Source organism: Actinomycetota bacterium (genome assembly GCA_040881665.1).
In the GTDB taxonomy this organism is placed as follows: Bacteria; Actinomycetota; UBA4738; order UBA4738; family HRBIN12; genus JBBDWR01.
Genome location: JBBECT010000005.1, coordinates 115,305 through 132,770, shown reverse-complemented (window position 1 = coordinate 132,770; position 17,466 = coordinate 115,305). Strand labels below are relative to the sequence as shown.

At 68.1% G+C, this 17,466-nt stretch carries 15 protein-coding genes; 11 read left to right on the top strand and 4 right to left on the bottom strand.

What is annotated here, in order from left to right:
• The first annotated feature begins 3 nt into the window (after positions 1–3).
• Complete coding sequence (locus WEF05_06355; GenBank protein ID MEX1101506.1) at positions 4–996, top strand: amino acid ABC transporter permease; 993 nt, start codon at positions 4–6, stop codon at positions 994–996.
• On the top strand, positions 993–1,763 hold the full coding sequence (locus WEF05_06350; protein MEX1101505.1) for an amino acid ABC transporter ATP-binding protein: 771 nt from the start codon (positions 993–995) through the stop codon (positions 1,761–1,763). The genes WEF05_06355 and WEF05_06350 overlap by 4 nt, the downstream gene beginning before the upstream one ends.
• A gap of 451 nt (positions 1,764–2,214) precedes the next feature.
• Here the strand turns inward: WEF05_06350 and WEF05_06345 are convergent, their stop codons facing one another.
• The 4 genes from WEF05_06345 to WEF05_06330 all read right to left on the bottom strand — a co-directional run bounded on the left by WEF05_06345 (position 2,215) and on the right by WEF05_06330 (position 6,825).
• On the bottom strand, positions 2,215–3,291 hold the full coding sequence (locus WEF05_06345; protein ID MEX1101504.1) for an ABC transporter ATP-binding protein: 1,077 nt from the start codon (positions 3,289–3,291) through the stop codon (positions 2,215–2,217).
• Entirely contained in the window at positions 3,288–4,919 is a 1,632-nt protein-coding gene (locus WEF05_06340; protein ID MEX1101503.1) for an iron ABC transporter permease, read from the bottom strand. Before WEF05_06340 ends, WEF05_06345 begins: the two co-directional genes overlap by 4 nt.
• Before the next feature lie 49 nt (positions 4,920–4,968).
• Positions 4,969–6,021 (bottom strand): iron ABC transporter substrate-binding protein, encoded by a 1,053-nt coding sequence (locus WEF05_06335; protein MEX1101502.1) that lies wholly within the window; start codon positions 6,019–6,021, stop codon positions 4,969–4,971.
• 138 nt (positions 6,022–6,159) lie between these two features.
• Entirely contained in the window at positions 6,160–6,825 is a 666-nt protein-coding gene (locus WEF05_06330) for a metal-dependent transcriptional regulator (protein ID MEX1101501.1), read from the bottom strand.
• A 122-nt stretch (positions 6,826–6,947) separates the two neighbouring features.
• Between WEF05_06330 and WEF05_06325 the strand changes: the two genes are divergently transcribed.
• The 9 genes from WEF05_06325 to WEF05_06285 all read left to right on the top strand — a co-directional run bounded on the left by WEF05_06325 (position 6,948) and on the right by WEF05_06285 (position 17,320).
• Complete coding sequence (locus WEF05_06325; protein MEX1101500.1) at positions 6,948–8,453, top strand: PAS domain-containing protein; 1,506 nt, start codon at positions 6,948–6,950, stop codon at positions 8,451–8,453.
• Positions 8,454–8,463: 10 nt separating this feature from the next.
• Entirely contained in the window at positions 8,464–11,151 is a 2,688-nt protein-coding gene (gene polA, locus WEF05_06320) for a DNA polymerase I (protein ID MEX1101499.1), read from the top strand.
• Positions 11,152–11,414: 263 nt separating this feature from the next.
• Positions 11,415–12,878, top strand: a complete 1,464-nt coding sequence (gene rpsA / locus WEF05_06315; protein MEX1101498.1) for a 30S ribosomal protein S1 — start codon at positions 11,415–11,417, stop codon at positions 12,876–12,878.
• Positions 12,879–12,893: 15 nt separating this feature from the next.
• On the top strand, positions 12,894–13,502 hold the full coding sequence (gene coaE, locus WEF05_06310) for a dephospho-CoA kinase (protein MEX1101497.1): 609 nt from the start codon (positions 12,894–12,896) through the stop codon (positions 13,500–13,502).
• A 24-nt stretch (positions 13,503–13,526) separates the two neighbouring features.
• Positions 13,527–14,228: an HAD-IA family hydrolase gene (locus tag WEF05_06305; GenBank protein MEX1101496.1), complete on the top strand. Its 702-nt coding sequence runs from the start codon at positions 13,527–13,529 to the stop codon at positions 14,226–14,228.
• On the top strand, positions 14,225–14,593 hold the full coding sequence (locus tag WEF05_06300; GenBank protein MEX1101495.1) for a DUF2203 domain-containing protein: 369 nt from the start codon (positions 14,225–14,227) through the stop codon (positions 14,591–14,593). Before WEF05_06305 ends, WEF05_06300 begins: the two co-directional genes overlap by 4 nt.
• The gene (locus WEF05_06295; GenBank protein ID MEX1101494.1) at positions 14,590–15,624 is read left to right on the top strand and encodes a D-2-hydroxyacid dehydrogenase; all 1,035 of its coding nucleotides are present in this window, start codon (positions 14,590–14,592) and stop codon (positions 15,622–15,624) included. Before WEF05_06300 ends, WEF05_06295 begins: the two co-directional genes overlap by 4 nt.
• Complete coding sequence (locus WEF05_06290; GenBank protein ID MEX1101493.1) at positions 15,621–16,559, top strand: ABC transporter ATP-binding protein; 939 nt, start codon at positions 15,621–15,623, stop codon at positions 16,557–16,559. Before WEF05_06295 ends, WEF05_06290 begins: the two co-directional genes overlap by 4 nt.
• Positions 16,556–17,320: an ABC transporter permease gene (locus tag WEF05_06285; GenBank protein ID MEX1101492.1), complete on the top strand. Its 765-nt coding sequence runs from the start codon at positions 16,556–16,558 to the stop codon at positions 17,318–17,320. The genes WEF05_06290 and WEF05_06285 overlap by 4 nt, the downstream gene beginning before the upstream one ends.
• Positions 17,321–17,466 lie beyond the last annotated feature (146 nt).

Genomic DNA, 17,466 nt, shown 5'->3' with positions numbered 1-17,466 from the left:
CGGATGAGCACCGACGCGTCGACGGGGGTCGGGCCGGGAGGCCCGCCCCCGCCGGCCGCGTCCGAGCACGACTTCACCACCCGCAGGACGACGCGGATCCCGTTCCGCATCAAGGTCGCGGTCGTCTGGGTGGGGATCTTCGTGCTGCTGGGTGTCGGGTTCCTCCTCGCCGGGTTCGACACAACCTGGATGTCGGACAACTGGCAGTTCATCGCCAAGGGCATCTGGATCACGATCCTCATCACGATCATCTCGATCATCCTCGCGATCGTCCTCGCCCTCCTCGGAGCGCTCGGGCGATTGTCGAAGAACGCGATCGCTTACGGGATCAGCGGGTTCTATACATCGTTCTTCCGTGGCACGCCGTTGATCGTGCAGATCTTCCTGATCTACTACGCACTTCCGCAGATCGGAGTGAATCTCCTCGACCGCGAACTGATCACCAGCGATACGTACCAACTCCTCGTGATCAGCCCGGTGCTCGGGGGGATCCTCGCACTCGGGTTGAACTACGGCGCGTACATGACCGAGATCTTCCGCGCCGGGATCCAGTCGGTCAGCCACGGGCAAGGCGAGGCGGCCGAGGCGCTCGGGATGACCTACCGCCAGCGGATGCGTCGAGTGGTTTTGCCCCAGGCGGTCCGCGTGATCATCCCGCCGACCGGGAACGAGTTCATCGCGATGATCAAGGACACGGCGCTCGTGAGCTTCATCGCCTCGACGATCGGGTGGTACGAGATCTTCAAGCGCGCCCAGGTCGTCGGCACCCAGGACTTTCGGAACATGGAAGCGTTCCTATTGGTCGCAGGGATGTACTGGATCCTCACGATCATCTTCACGTTCTTCCAGGCTCGGCTGGAGCGACGGATGAGCAAGGGCTACGTCCGTGAGGAGATCGAGAAGGTCAAGGCCGCCGGTCACGGCGCGACCACCGTTCCCGGCCCGGCGGCCGTCGACGAGGGCGCGCTTCGGATCGAAGGGGGAGGCCGGACGTGAGCCACCGGCCCAACGGGCAGGCGGTCGTGCGGGTGGAGGACCTCCACAAGCGCTTCGGCGACCTCGAGGTCCTCCGGGGGATCGACATGGAGGTGGACGAGGGTGAGGTCGTCGTGATCTTCGGGAGATCGGGCTCGGGAAAGTCGACGCTGCTGCGATGTGTCAACTTCCTCGAGGACCCCACTTCGGGGACGGTCGAGGTCGACGGGATCCGGCTGCAGGGCGGGCACCGCAACCGGGAGAAGCGCGAGCGGATCCGCCAACTCCGGGTCCGGACCGGCATGGTCTTCCAGCAGTTCAATCTGTTCCCCCACATGACGGCTCTCCAGAACGTGATGGAAGGTCCGGTCACCGTGAAGGGGATCGCCGAACCGGACGCCGAGGCGATCGCGCGGGAGCTGCTCGACAAGGTGGGCCTCGGTGACAAGGCGGACCAGCACCCGATCCGGCTCTCCGGGGGGCAGCAGCAGCGGGTGGCGATCGCCCGGGCCCTGGCGATGGAACCGAAGGTCATGCTGTTCGACGAACCGACCTCGGCGCTCGACCCGGAGCTGATCGGGGAGGTCCTCGCGGTGATGCGCTCGCTGACGACGGACATGCACATGACGATGATGGTGGTTACCCACGAGATGGGATTCGCTCGCGAGGTCGCGAATCGGATGCTGTTCTTCCACGAGGGCATGGTCCTCGAAGAGGGAACACCCGACGCGTTGATCAATCACACCCAGCAGCCGGAGACGAAGCGGTTCCTCGACGCCGTCTTGTAGCGTCGATCGTTCCCGGGTGGTGTCTTTCGGAGGGTTCGCGACGCGGTGCTCTCACCGAGGGAGAAGAAAGACGGGCCGGAGGACCTTTGGAGCCGCTCACGCCTTCCCCATACGCGAGCGTTGTCTACTCGGTCACTCCGACCCGTCAAGCGGGGCCCGGGCTTCGGCGCTCTCCCGTGTCGCGAACGCCGCCTCAGCGACCGTCCGGCTCCCTCAGAGGCGAACCCCGTCGTGTGCCGATGACCGTCGTCGTGACGCCGACTTCACGTCTCGGGTTCCCGTTTCCGCCCGGGACCGGAGCGAACACTAGCCAGCGGCACAAGGTGTGTCAACTTGATGTCATGCCGTGTCCTGCAACGTGAAAGAGCCCAAACTGCAGCTAGCGCTCGTCTCCGTGTCGCGAGAGAAAGAGTGACATGAACGACGTGTCCGAAGAGCAGTCGTCACGTCTTCACGATGTTGGATCGAGTGTGTGTTGGTCGCTCTCGGGTGACGAGCGGAACGGGAAGAACGTCGGAACGTCGGTGAGCGCGACTTGAACCGTCGCGTCCTCCACGAGTTCGGGATGTGAACCCATCAGTCGCGCCTCGATCGTCGTGCCGTTGGCCAGACGCGCGCGCACCATCTGATCGTGACCGTAGAATTCGACACGTGCAACGCGCGCATCCCCGAGTGGATCCGGCTCGAGCACCACGGTCTCGGGGCGCAGCAGCACCCGCGTCGGACCGTCGGGCTGTCCGGGTGCGGGTACCGGGCCGAGAACGGTCGCGGCGACGCCCCCGGACACGGTCGCTTCCAAGACGTTCGACTGACCGATCAGGGCGGCCACGCTCTCGTCCATCGGGGCCGCGTAGATCTGGTGGGGGGATCCGGTCTGAAGCACCCTTCCGTCGGCCATGATCGCGATCCGATCCGAGAGGGAGAGCGCCTCCTCTTGGTCGTGGGTGACGTAGATCGCTGTGGTGCCGGTCTGGCGGTGGAGATCACGGATCTCTCCCCGGAGCTCGGCCCGTAGCTGCGCGTCCAGGTTCGAGAAGGGCTCGTCGAGCAGCAGCACCTCCGGGGAAGGAGCGAGAGCTCGGGCCAGGGCCACACGCTGCTGCTGGCCGCCCGAGAGCTCGTCGGGCATCCGATCCTCGAGTCCCTGCAGGCGCACGAGGGCGAGCACCTCATCGACGCGCGCGTCGGCGTCGGCGCCCCGCTTGAGCCCGAAAGCGATGTTGCGACGCACGTCCAGGTGCGGGAACAGCGCCCAATCCTGGAAGACCATCCCGATCCGGCGACGTTCGGGCGGGACCCAGGAGCGACCCGCGACCGTGCGGCCTCCCACGTCGATCGAACCGCCGTCGGGTCGCTCGAGTCCGGCGATCAAGCGCAACGCGGTGGACTTGCCGCACCCGCTGGGACCCAACAGGACGAGGAGCTCCCCTAGACGCACCTCCAGATCGAACCCGTCGAGGGCGATCGTGCCACCGAACCGCTTCCGGACCAGTCGACAGGCGACGGCCGGCGTCTCGATCGAACTCATCCCGTCCGCACCTCCTCGACCTCGATCCGTCCCGCCAACAGGAACAGCGGCACAGCGGAGATGGCAAGGAGCAGCAGGGCCGGTGCCGCCGCACGCGAGTAGAGGCCGGCGGACGCGCCGGTCCAGATCCTGGTCGCGAGGGTCTCGAAGCCGGTGGGCCGCAGCAGCAGGGTCGCGGGGAGTTCCTTCATCGCGGTCAGGAACACCAGGGCGATCCCCGCGAACGCCGGGCGAGCCGCGAGGGGAAGGACCACACGGCGCAGCACGCCGCCCCTGGACAGTCCCAGGGTGCGGGCGGCGTCCTCCAGGGACGGATCGATCTGCAGCATCGCTCCGCGGAGCGGCTCGCTCACCTGTGGGAGGAACAGGACCACGTAGGCTCCGATCACCAACGGGAGGCTCTGGTAGATCGCGGGCGTGTAGTTGGCCGCGAAGAACACCAGAGACAAGGCAACGACGAGTCCCGGTAAGGCATAGCCAGCATACGAAACGCGTTCGATCCCCCGAGCGAGCCGTCCGGGGAACCGACCCGCCAGGATCGCGACGGGCACGGCCATGGCGAACGCCACGAGTGCCCCACCCCCCGACACCAGGATCGAGTTGCCGGCCGCTCCGAGGGTGAGGTTGAGCGGCGTCCCGGCGTCGAGTCCGCGGACGAGCCAGTAGACGAGCACGGCGACCGGCAGGATCAGCGCCAGGGACACGAGCACCCCCGAGAACGCCAACGCGGGGAGCCGCCATCGGCCCAGCGGTGCGGGACGCAAGCGCCGCAGCGCCCCCGGACCCGACCGGTAGTAGCGCGCGCGCCCGCGAGCGCGCTGCTCCATCACGAGCACGATCAGTGCCAGTCCCACCAGCATCAACGAGAGGATCGCCGCCGGGGTGCGATCGAACGCGGCCCGGTACTGCAGGAAGATCGCCTGCGTGAAGGTCTGGTAGCGCATCAGCGAGACCGCCCCGAAGTCATGGAGCGTGTACAGGGCCACGAGCAACCCCCCGGCGGCGATCGCCGGGCGGAGCAGCGGCAGCGTCACGCGGCGGAACACACGCCAGCGATCGTGTCCGAGCATCCTGGCGGATTCCTCGAGGGTCGGATCGAGCCCTCGGATCGCAGCCGCGGTCGTCAGGTACACGTACGGATAGGTGAACAGGGTCAACGCGAGGAACGCTCCCGGGAACCCCCCGATGTCCGGCAGGCGGTCGACTCCGAACGGCCCCGCGAGGAGCTGCTGGGCGAGTCCGCGGGGTCCCAGCGCGGACAGCAAGGCGAACGCCCCGACGTAGCTCGGGAACACGAGCGGGAGCGCGAAGAGCACGGCCCACGCACGACGCAGCGGCAGGTCGGTCCGCACCACGAGCCACGCGGCCGTCACACCCAACAGACCGGTGGCTGCCGTCACCGCGACCGCGAGGCCGAGCGTGCGGACGGTCAGCCAGACGGTTCGCATGCGGAGGATCAGATCCCAGCTCTGCGCAGTGGCCTCGGTCGCACGCAACCCGAGATAGAGCAAGGGAAGGGCCAAAACGATCGCCACGGCGCCGGCCGCCAGGACGAGCAGCGGAGGGAGGGGACGCCGGGCCCTTTCGGCCCGGCGTCCGGTTCCGTCGCTCGCGGCGATCTCGCTCACCTCGGCGCCGGCTTGCCCGGGGGGTGGAGGTCGGTCCGAGCGCACGCGGTCACAGCATCCCGACCTCTGCGAGCAGGTTGAGCGTCGGCTGCAGCTGCGCGCCCAGATCCGACAGATCGATGTCGGGACCGCGGAAACGCTCGAGAGGGATCAGACCCTCCACCGGCTCGACCCCGCTGCCGGGAACCGTCGGGTACTCCCACGTGCGAGTCGCGAAGTACTCCTGCCCGGCGGGGGAGGTGAGGTAGTCCACGAACGCCTCGGCCTCCGAGAGCGCATCAGATGACACAAGCACCCCGACGCCGGCCGTGTTGATCATCGCTCCCGGGTCTCCTGCTTCGAAGTAGTGGTTCTCGATCGGCAGCTTGCCGTCCTCGGCCTGCACCTCGTACTTGTAGTAGTGGTTCACGAGGCCGGCGTCGACCTCCCCGGCCGCGACGGCACGGGTCGTGGCACCGTTGTCCTCGTAGAACGTCGGGTCGTTGGCCATGATCTGCTCGAGCCATCTGCGAGTCGTCTCCTCACCCTCGGTGAGGGTCATCGCCGAGACGAAGGCCTGGAACGACGAGTTGGTCGGGGCGATGCCGAGCCGGCCCTTCCACTCGGGATCGGCGAACCCGAAGATCGAATCCGGCAGGTCCTTCGGATCGACCGTCTCGGTGTTGTACACGGCCACGCGGCCGCGTCCCGACGTTCCCACCCAATCGCCGTCGTCCGCGCGGAACCGTGGGTCGACCCGGTCGAGGATCTCGGTGGGAAGCAGATCCAGGAGTCCAGCCTCGTCGACGGCTCCGAGCGGGCCGGCGTCCTGGGAGAAGAAGACATCGGCCGGTGAGGCGTCTCCTTCTTCGACCAGCGTCGCCGCGAGCTCGGCCGAGTCCCCGTACCGGACCTCCGTCTCGATCCCCGTCTCCTCGGTGAACTCGTCGAACAGGTCGGCGACGAACTCCTCCTCCCGACCGGTGTAGACGGTGAGGGTCGGACGTTCGTCCCGTGTGTCAGCGCCTGCGTCGGGGCGGTCGTCGGACCCATCCGAACAGCCGGCGATGACGAGCGCCGACAGGCAGACTGCGAGGAGCAGGCGTTTGGCGGTACCGGACATGTTCGGCCCCTTCCGTACGGGTGAGAGACCTGCTTTGTCAGGCCACCCGAACGCCAACCGTTCAGGGCACCGAAATCCTACTGATCAGATCGGATTCGTGGCAACCCCAGACGTGTGACCCGCAGATCGGGAGTGTGGCTAGCGCTCGACCCAGAGGTTGTCGGACAGGTGTGAGCCGAGCGCGACGGGCGCGCCGGCGACCTGGAGGGACATCGTCCCGTCGGGCGCCACCGATCGCACCTCGATCGTGGCGCCGGGCATCAGACCGGACTCCTCGAAGAAGCGCATCACCTCGAGCTCGAGCTCGAGGTCCTCGGTCAGGCGGCGGAGGGTCGCGGTGTCGCCGCTCGGAACGTCCTTCAGTGCGACGAGGTTCTCGTAGTCGACTTCGTTGGCCGATCCCGGGATCGGGTTGCCGTGCGGACACGCTCCGGGATCGTTCAGCAATTCGACCATCCGCGCTTCGACGTCGTCGGAGATGACCCGTTCCCAGCGCTCGGCCTCCTCGTGCGCCTTGTGCCACGGGAGCCCGATGATCCGGATCAGGAAATGCTCGGCGAGACGGTGCCGGCGAACGAGCACGCGCGCGAGCGCCTCTCCCTCGGGCGTGAACGTGAGTTCGCGCCCGTTCGTCGCCACGAGTCCGTCGCGGGTCAACCGCTTGACGGCCTCGGACACGGAGGCTCGGGACACGCCCATCCAGTCGGCGAGGCGGGCCTGCACGGTGGGGATGCTCTCCTCGGCCATCTCGTACAGCGCCTCGAGGTATTCCGCGGCGGCGTGGGGATGCGAGTCCTTCTGCATCCGCACATCGTAGCCAGGATGCGCAGCGCCGCCCCCGGCCGGTGCTCGAGGTCGTCGCAGGCTCCCCGTCCCGCCGGTAGGGTTCGGGTACCGGGAGGTCGATCGAGGAAGGTCCGATGAACATGAGTGAGCGGCGGCCAGAGGACGCCCCGCGCCCGTCGGGTGCGAACGGGCCGGCGGTCCGTGGTTTCTCGGATGCGCTGGCGGACGAGCTGCTCGAGCTCGTGCCGACACCGGTCATCCTCACCCGGGTCTCCGACGGTCGATACGTCGCGGTGAACGAGGCCTTCTGCTCCCTCGTCGGCTTCCCACGGGAGGAGGTGCTCGCGCGGAACTCCACCGACGATGCGTGGGCGGATCCCGAGGACCGGGCCGCGATCATCGAGCAGCTTCGTGCGACAGGGTTCGTCCGTAACTATCCGGTGCGGGCGCGCGACGCGGTAGGCAACGACAAGCTCGGCCTCGCATCGATGCGGCTGCTGCATCTGCCCGACGGCCCGCACATCCTCGCCGTGCTCCACGACGCGACCGAGCTGGAAGCAGATCGGCAACACCGTCTCCAACAGGAGGCCGACATCGCGCGCGCCCAGAGCATCGCCCACGTCGGCAGCTGGACCTGGGACCTCGCTACCGACGAACTGTGGTGGTCCGACGAGCTGTACCGGTTGTTCTTCTACGACCCGGAAACCTTCAGCGGGAACGTGGCCGACGCGTTCGCGCGAACGCATCCCGACGACATGGGGCTGCTCGAGGCGGCGAACGCCAGAGCCCTCGCGGGGGAGTCGGGCTCGTTGGACTACCGGATCCTCGGTCCCGAGGGCGAGGTGCGGTACGTCCATGCGGAGGGCCGACCGGAGCGAGACGAGGACGGGACGATCCGCCGTATCGTCGGGTTCACGCAGGATGTCACCGAACAGGTACTGCTTCGCGAAGAGCGGCAGCAGTTCCTCGAACGCCTCGTCGAAGTGCAAGAGGAGGAGCGTCGGCGGATCGCGGCCGACATCCACGACGATTCGCTCCAGGTGATGACCGCGGTGGGGATCCGCCTCGGTACCTTCGCCGGTCACGCACAAGATCGGGCGCATCGCGAGGAGCTCGAACGACTCGCGACGTCGGTCCAGCAGGCGATCGATCGGCTCCGCCGGTTGCTGTTCGAGCTGCGGCCCCACGCGTTGGAGCAGGGTGGCATCGGGTCCGCGCTCCAGGAGTATCTCGAGCGGACCGACGATGAAGACGGGTGGAGCTTCGAGGTGCGCGACGAACTCGGGAGTCCCGCCCCGCCGACCGATGTCCTCGCCGTCGCGTATCGGATCGCACAGGAGGCCCTCACGAACGCGCGCCGGCACGCTGATGCACGACACGTGGAGGTAGCGATCGGCTGGCGGGACGGCGAGGTCGAACTCCAGGTGCGCGACGACGGACGCGGGTTCGACCCGAGATCGGACGTCGCGGTTCGCCCGGGACACATCGGTTTGATCGCGATGCGCGAGCGCGCAGAGCAGGCGGGCGGACGGCTGGAGATCGAGTCCTCCCCCGGTCGCGGATGCAGGGTGCGGGCGAGGCTGCCCGTCCCCGCTACCGACCCGCCGCGCTCCGAGGGCCGCGGCGGTGTGGCGGCGGACGGCTAGTATCGATCGTGTGAGCTCCTCCTCCGCCTCCGGCACGATCGCCGGCGCCGACGAGCCGCAGCGACTCTTCCTCCTCGACGGCCACAGCCTGGCCTACCGCGCGTTCTTCGCGCTCCCCACGACGCTCGCGACGAGCACCGGGCAGATCACGAACGCGGTGTACGGGTTCACATCGATGCTGATCAAGCTGCTCACCGAGGAACGGCCCGATCTGATCGCGGTGGCGTTCGACCGCGGCGCACCCACCGTTCGCCTCGAGAAGTACGCGGACTACAAGGCTGGACGCGCGGAGACGCCGAACGAGTTCCGCGAGCAGCTCGGCTTGATCGACGAGGTGCTCGAAACGCTGGCGGTCCCGGTCATCGGGTCGGACGACGGTCACGAAGCCGACGACACGATCGGCTCGCTCGCCTTACGGGCGGTCGAGCAAGGGATCGACGTCACGATCGTCACCGCGGATCGGGACTTCTTCCAGCTCGTCCGACCCGGTCTCAACGTGATGTTCAATCGGAAGGGGATCAGCGACATCGTGCGGTACGACGAAGCCGCGGTCGACGAGCGCTACGGGCTGCCGCCCTCGAAGTACCTGGACTTCGTCGCCTTGAAGGGGGACCCGAGCGACAACATCATCGGAGTGCCCGGCGTGGGTGACAAGACGGCCTCCAAGCTGATCCAGACCTTCGGGTCGGTGGAGGAGCTCGCCGGTCGCACGGTCGAGCTCAAGGGGAAGCAGAAGGAGAACGTCGAAGCGTCGCTCGATCGGCTCACGCTCAACAAGGACCTCGCCCGGATCGTCACCGACCTCGACCTCGAGCTCGAACCGGGCGACTGCCGCATGGGGGAGTGGGACCTCGACGAGGTTCGCAGGCTCTTCACCTCTCTGGAGTTCCGTTCCCTCCTCGAGCGGCTCGAAGAGATCGGACACGGCGCGAAGCCCAAGGTCGAAGTCGCGGAGCTCGACCTTCGGCACGCGGGCGCGGACGAGGTCGCGACGCTGCTCGAGGCGATGCAGCCGAAGGCGGTGAAGATCGACGGATCGGGGCCGAACCTGCTCGGTATCGCCGTCTCGGTCGGTGGTGGGCAGGCCGCATACAGCGCGCAGGACGACCTCGGTCGTTCCGGCGCCGCGCTCGGTGACGCGAGCTCGGCGAAATGGCTCCACGATGCGAAACAGGCGGAGACGACGATCCTCGCGTCCGGGGGAACCCTCGGCGGCGTGGCGTTCGACACGATGTTGGCGGGGTACCTGCTGGATCCGGCCGAGGGGACCTATCCGCTCGCGTTGATGACCGAGCGGTACCTCGGGACCGATCTGCTCTCGCCGATCGACGACGACGGAGGCCCGGGAGCGAGCGGCCAGCTCTTCTCCGAGGACGGGTGGCGAAGACCCGCCGCCGAGGCAGCGGCGATCGCGCTGCTCGCACCGGAGATGGAGCAGCGGGTCGAGCGTGCCGGTCTTCGACCCTTGCTCGTCGACGTCGAACTCCCCCTCTCGACCGTCCTGGCGCGGATGCAGGCGCGGGGGGTCAAGCTCGACGTGCCCTATCTCGAGGAGATGGCCGAGGGGGTACGCGACCGCATGGCAACCCTCCGGGCGGAGGTCTTCGAACACGCGGGACGAGAGTTCAATCTGAACTCACCGCCCCAGCTGCGCGAGGTGCTCTACGACGAGCTCGGTCTGCAGCCGGGGAAGAAGACCCCGAAGGGGCAACTCTCGACCGACGCCAGCGTTCTCGAGAAGCTGCGCGACGAGCATCCGATCGTCGACGCCCTGTTGCAGTGGCGCGAGCTCGACAAGCTCAACTCCACCTACCTCGAGGCGCTGCCGCGCGAGGTCGACCCGCGCGACGGACGCGTGCACACGATCTTCAATCAGACCGGGGCCGCGACCGGCCGGCTGTCCTCGTCGGATCCCAACCTGCAGAACATCCCCGTTCGATCCGAGCTCGGCCGCCAGATCCGCCGAGCGTTCGTTCCGGGCGAGCCGGGGCAGGTGCTGCTCGTCGCGGACTACTCACAGATCGAGCTGCGGATCCTCGCGCACCTGACCGGCGACGAGGGGCTGCGCAGCGCGTTCGAGAGCGACGCGGACATCCATACCGCGACCGCGGCGCGCGTCTTCGATCTCCCCGAGGACGCCGTGGACCCGTCGTTGCGCTCGCGGGCGAAGATGGTCAACTACGGCCTCGCCTACGGGATGAACGCATGGGGACTCGCGTCCCGGCTCGGGATCACGCCGGACGAGGCGACCGAGATCATGGACGCGTACTTCGCCAGCTTCCCCTCGATCAAGGAGTACCTCGACAAGCAGGTGACCAGGGCAGCGGCCGACGGCTACACCGAGACGATGCTCGGCCGCAGGCGCTACATCCCCGAGCTCCAAGCCGCGAACCCTCGTCTGCGCGACCTCGGTCGGCGGATGGCCCTCAACGCCCCGATCCAGGGCGGAGCGAGCGACGTGTTCAAGCTCGCGATGATCCGGGTCGACCGCGCCCTCGAGTCGAGGGACGATCTCGATGTGCGCATGCTTCTGACGGTGCACGACGAGCTCGTCTTCGAGGTCGGCGCCGACGAGGTCGAGGAGGCCGCCGCGCTCGTGAAGCGGGAGATGGAGGCTGCCACCGACCTGAACGTCCCCCTTCGCGCGGACATCGGATGGGGGCCGACCTGGGAGGAAGCTGCTCCCGCGGGGCACTGAAGACGGTCCGGGAGCACGCGGGACTTCGTGCGAACGGTGGGGCACGAGCGCGCCCCCGCGTCCGATCGGGGAGCGACCGCCGTTGACCTGCGGTTTCGGCTCCCACGCGCGTTGACGGCGCTTCCGGCGCCCGACTACCATCTCTGAGCCGCACGACCACCTCGCCCTCTCCGTTGCGGCTCCACACCTGCCGAGGGGGCGAGACCGTGTGTGCAGGAAGGGGCTGATCGGACATCGAGGGACAGGAACCAGGCACGCCGGCAATGCAGGCGCCGGCGGTACCGGAGGATCGCGACTACACACCCGAAGAGCTCATCCAGGCGATGGAAGCGAGCTTCCGGGACTTCAAGGACGGGGACATCGTCGACGGCGTCGTCGTCAAGATCGACCGTGACGAGGTCTTGCTCGACATCGGCTACAAGTCCGAGGGGGTCATCCCCTCCAAGGAGTTGTCGATCCGTCACGACGTCGACCCGAACGAGGTCGTCAAGGTCGGGGACGAGATCGAGGCCCTCGTGCTCCAGAAGGAGGACAAAGAGGGCCGCCTGATCCTCTCGAAGAAACGTGCCCAGTACGAACGCGCATGGGGCAGGATCGAAGCGGTCATGAAGTCCGGCGAGACGATCACCGGCCCGGTGATCGAGGTGGTCAAGGGCGGCCTGATCCTCGACATCGGTCTGCGCGGGTTCCTTCCCGCGTCGCTCGTGGACCTTCGCCGCGTGCGTGACCTGCATCCGTTCGTCGGTACCGAGCTCGAGTGCAAGATCATCGAGCTCGATCGCAACCGCAACAACGTCGTCCTGTCGCGCCGCGCCTTCCTCGAGGAGTCGCAGAGCGAGGGGCGCAAGAAGTTCCTCGAGTCCCTCCAGAAGAACGAACGTCGGAAGGGAACGGTGAGCTCGATCGTGAACTTCGGTGCGTTCGTCGATCTCGGCGGCGTCGACGGGCTCGTCCACGTCTCCGAGCTGTCCTGGAAGCACGTGGACCATCCCAGCGAGGTTGTCCAGGTTGGCGAGGAGGTCGAGGTCGAGGTCCTGGACGTCGATCTCGATCGCGAGCGGGTCTCCCTCTCGCTCAAGGCCACCCAGGAGGACCCCTGGAAGGAGTTCGAACGGACGAACGAGGCCGGGGAGATCATCGACGGTCAGGTCACCAAGCTCGTGCCCTTCGGCGCGTTCATCCGCGTCGCGAACGGGATCGAAGGTCTGGTGCACATCTCCGAACTCGCGGAGGGCCACGTCGAGTCTCCAGAGGCGGTTCTGTCGGTCGGCGACCAGGTCCGGGTCAAGGTGATCGATGTCGACGTACAGCGCCGGCGCGTGAGTCTGTCGATGCGCCAGGTCGGCGGCCAGCCGGTCGCGGTCGCGGAGACCGAGATCGAGGAGGAGACCGGCGACCCGGCCGGTGAGCCCTCTCCGGCTGCCACCGAGACCGACACCGACACCGCCATCGACGACACGGAAGCCGCGACCGACGGGGCGGCGGACGAGAGCCCCTCGGCCGAGGAGAGTTCGCCGGAGGAAAGCGCCTCGGCTCCAGCACCCGCGGAACCCACCGCACCCCCCGCGGAACCCACCGCACCCCCCGCGAAGCCGGAGGCGCCCCCAGCGTCGGAGCCGGCCACCAAACCCCCCGACTCGCGTCCCGAGCCGAGCCCCACCGAGGCCGACGTCTCCCTGGAGTCGATCCTCCAAGATCTGAAGCGGCGCGAAGGCCGCTCCGACTGACGACGGGCCACCACGATGTTGCTCGTCGGCCTTACCGGCGGGATCGGTTCCGGGAAGTCGACCGTTGCCCGCATGCTCGTCGAGCGGGGCGCGGTGGTCCTGGACGCGGACGCGTTCTCCCGCGAGGCACTCGCGCCGGGAACCCCGGGGTTCGACCAGGTGCTCGAGCGCTTCGGGGAGGGGCTGCGGACCGCGGACGGCAGCCTCGATCGTGCCGGACTCGCCGCGCAGGTGTTCTCCGACCCGGTCAGGCTGCGCGAGTTGGAGAGTATCGTGCATCCCGTGGTTCGGGAGGCGATCGCCTCGGGGGCAGCGGCCCATCGCGACTCCGACGCGATCGTGGTGATCGACTCGCCGCTGCTGATCGAGATGGAGCAGCACGACGACGTCGATCTGCTCGTCGTCGTGACGGCACCTGACCAGATCCAGGTGCGGCGCATGGTCGAGTCACGCGGGTTCGCCGAGGAGGACGTCCGACGGCGACTGGCAGTGCAGCTCCCGCTCGAGGACAAGGCCGAACAGGCCGACGTCGTGCTGGACAACGGCGGCACGCTCCACGAACTCGAGCGACAGGTCGAGCGCCTCTGGCGGGACCTGCAGGTACGAGCCGCGACCGAGGTGTGACGCTTCCGCCGCTATCATCGCTTCGTGACCTACCGAGCGGTGTTCTTCGACGCGGGCGAGACCCTGGTGCACCCGCATCCGTCGTTCCCGGACCTGTTCGCGAGTGTCCTGCGGAGCGAGGGGATCGAGGTCTCCGAGCGACAGGTGCACGACAACGTCCACGTGATCGTCGACCGCTTCGCGGCGGCGGCCGCGGACAACGATTTGTGGACCACCACGGCCGGCCGCTCCCGTGCGTTCTGGCACTCGGTGTACGAGGCGTTCCTCGACCAGCTCGGTATCCCGGCCGCGAACGGCCTCCACGACACCTTGTATCGAGAGTTCACCGACCTGTCGAATTACGCGTTGTTCGACGACGTGGTGCCGATCCTCGAACGGTTGCGGCCCACCGGGATCGTGTTGGGGGTCATCTCGAACTTCGAGGAGTGGCTCGAGCGGCTGCTGGAGATGCTCGGGGTGGCGGGGTTCTTCGACGTGCGCGTGATCTCCGGGATCGAAGGTGTGGAGAAGCCGGACCCCGCGATCTTCCGGCTCGCGCTCGAGCGAGCCGGGGTCCGGCCGGAGGAGACGGTCTACGTCGGAGACAGCCCGGCCTTCGACGTGGAGCCGGCGCGCGAGCTCGGCATGTTCCCGGTCTTGATCGACCGGCGCGGCCGCTACCCCGATGCCGCTTCGGCGCGGATCGCGTCGATGGCCGATCTGCCGCTCGCGATCGGGCTCGCATGAGCGAGCGGCTGTTCACCCCCGACGAGGCGAACGCCGCGATCGACGATCTTCGGCCTCGGCTCGAGCGGATCAAGGCGGCGCGAACGGTCGTGATCGAACACGGAGAGCTGGTGCGCGAACGCGTCGCCGGAGACGGCGGAGGGACCGAGGGCAGCGCGTTCTACGAGGCGATCACGACGCTGCGACGTGAGGTCGAGCACCTCGCGGCCGAGGGTGTGCTGCTCCGGGATCCGGAGAACGGTCTCGTTGACTTCCCGGCCGAGGTGCAGGGTCGCGCCGGGTTCCTGTGCTGGCGCTCCGACGAGCAGCGCGTCGGCTTCTGGCATCCGCCGGAGTCCGGGTACCGGGGACGACGACCCCTGTGAGCGAGGCCGGCGAGGGGTCCCACCGGACGATCCTGGTGGCCGGGGTCACCGAGGACGACCCGGCACCCGGTCTCGAGACGGTCGCCGAGCGGGTTCGGCTCGTACCCGCTGCCGAGGCGGATGACGTCGCCTCCCTGATCGCCGAGGCCGACGCCGTGTTCGCTTGGCGCGCTGAAGCGGCCTTGCTCGAGGGCGCGTGGCCGAACGCCCGACGCGTGCGGTGGATCCAGTCGGCATCGACCGGTGTGGACGCGCTGCTGTTCCCCGCACTGGTCGAGAGCGACGTCGAGGTGACGAACACGCGAGGGGTCTTCGACGAGGGGATGGCCGAGTACACGCTCGGGCTGCTGCTCGCGTTCGCCAAGGACCTGATCGGCACGATCGACCATCAGCGCGAGGGGATCTGGGCGTACCGCCACTCGGAGCTGCTCGCCGGTACGCGGCTCCTCGTCGTGGGTGCCGGTTCGATCGGTTCCGCGGTGGGGAGACTCGGTCGTGCCTGTGGGATGCGTGTCGAGGGCATCGCACGAACCCCGCGCGAGGCCGACCCGGTGTTCGAGCGGATCGGGGGTCGGGACGAGTTGCTCGAACGGCTCGGCGAGGCCGACTGGGTCGTCGACGTGCTGCCCGGGGCGTCGAACACCGATCGGCTGTTCGACGCTCGAGCGTTCGCGGCGATGCGTCGCAGCGCGCGGTTCATCAACATCGGAAGGGGAACGACCGTCGACGAGAACGCGCTCGTGGAGGCCCTCGACGCCGGTCGGATCGCGGGGGCCGCGCTCGACGTGTTCGCGGATGAGCCGCTTCCCGACGGCAGCCCGCTGTGGGCGATGCGCAACGTGATCGTCTCGCCGCACATGTCGGGCGACGTCGTGGGCTGGGAGCGAGCCGTGGTCGGCGTCTTCCTCGACAACCTCGACCGTTGGCTCTCGGACGAACCCCTGCACAACGTCGTCGACAAGCGCCTCGGCTACGCCCCACGCGCCGCGTTGCCTCGCCCGGACGACGCCGGTAGCGTCGGGCGGCGATGAGCCGAAGCGCCGACGCCGCCGCAGGTCCGACGATCGTCGTCCGAGATCTGCGCAAGACCTACGGGGAGCTCGACGCGGTCGGAGGGATCTCGTTCGAGGTCGCGCGGGGGGAGGTCTTCGCCCTGCTCGGGCCGAACGGAGCGGGCAAGACCACCACGACGGAGATCCTCGAGGGGTTCCGTCCGCGGACCGCCGGTGAGATCGAGGTGCTCGGCCGCGACCCCGGACGAGCGGATGCGGAGCTCAAGTCTCGGATCGGGATCGTGCTGCAATCCACCGGTGTCGACGCCTTCCTCACCGTGCGCGAGACGGTGGAGTTCTACCGTGGCTTGTACCCCGCGCCACGCGATGGCGACGAAGTGATCCGCCTCGTGGGTCTCACCGAGAAGCGCGATGTGAAGGTGACGAAACTGTCCGGCGGGCAGAAGCGACGGCTCGACGTCGCGATCGCTCTCGCCGGCGATCCAGAGCTGCTGTTCCTGGACGAGCCGACGACGGGCTTCGATCCGAGCGCGCGCCGCAACGCGTGGGAGATCGTGAAGAGCCTCGCCGAGCTGGGTAAGACCGTGTTCCTCACGACCCACTTCATGGACGAGGCGCAGTACCTCGCCGACCGTGTCGCGATCATCGCCCGAGGCTCGATCGTGGCCGAAGGCACGCCCGACACGCTGGGAGGCCGCGACACGGCGAAGACCCACATCCGGTTCCGGCTCCCGGCGGGGATCGCGGCCGCGGGACTCCCGCAGATCGGACAGCGGACCGCACCCGACGGTGCCTTCCTCGCCGAGGTCGAGGATCCCGTCGGTCCGCTCCATCAACTGACCGGGTGGGCGAGCGAGCATCGGGTTCGGTTCGAGGTGCTCGAGGTGTCGCGACCCAGTCTCGAGGACGTGTACCTGGCGATCACCGGCGGGGACGAGGTGACGGAGTCGTGACCGGAGCGCGTTTCGCCCTCCGGCAGGCCGTGTACACGAACAAGGCCTTCTGGCGGAACCCGGCATCGGCGTTCTTCACCTTCGCGTTCCCCCTGATGTTCCTGGTGATCTTCACGACGCTGTTCGGGAACAGCGAGGTGCGGGTGGGCGGGGAGATGATCTCGACCTCCACGTTCTACATCCCGAGCATGGCGACGTTCTCGGTGATCTCGGCCTGCTACACGAATATCGCGATCAGCGCCACGTTCGCCCGGGACGAAGGGATCTTGAAACGGACGCGCGGCACACCGATGCCCGGCTGGTCCTATCTCCTGGGTCGGATCCTGCACGCGGTCCTCGTGGCGCTGATCCTGGTGGGGATCGTCGCGGCCTTCGGCAGCCTCGTCTACGACGCGCAGCTCCCGGGCGGTGGGGACCTCCTGCGGTTCGCTGCCTCGTTGCTGGTCGGGTCCGCCGCGTTCGCCGCCCTGGGGCTGGCGATCACCTGCATCGTTCCGAACGCGGACGCTGCGCCGGCGATCATCAACGCGTCGATCCTTCCATTGCTGTTCGTCTCCGACGTGTTCATCCCGCTCCAGGATCCTCCCGCCTGGATCGACTGGGTCGGTAAGGCCTTCCCGGTACGTCCCTTCGCGGCCGCGATGCAGGCGGCGTTCCTGGGAACCCCCTTCTCCTGGACCGATCTGCTGGTCGTCGCGGCCTGGGGGATCGGAGGGGTCGTGATCGCCTCCCTATTCTTCCGCTGGGAGCCGAACCGCTGACCGAGCGAGGCGGACCGATACGTCCACTGCATCCCTGCTGACCTGCGGCTGCGTACGAAAGGGCGTGTGCTACGCTCCGGCCTCGAACCGGCCGAGAACGCGTCGGGTCGAGGGGTTCGGAGAGTCGAGGGCTCGTCGATCGAGGG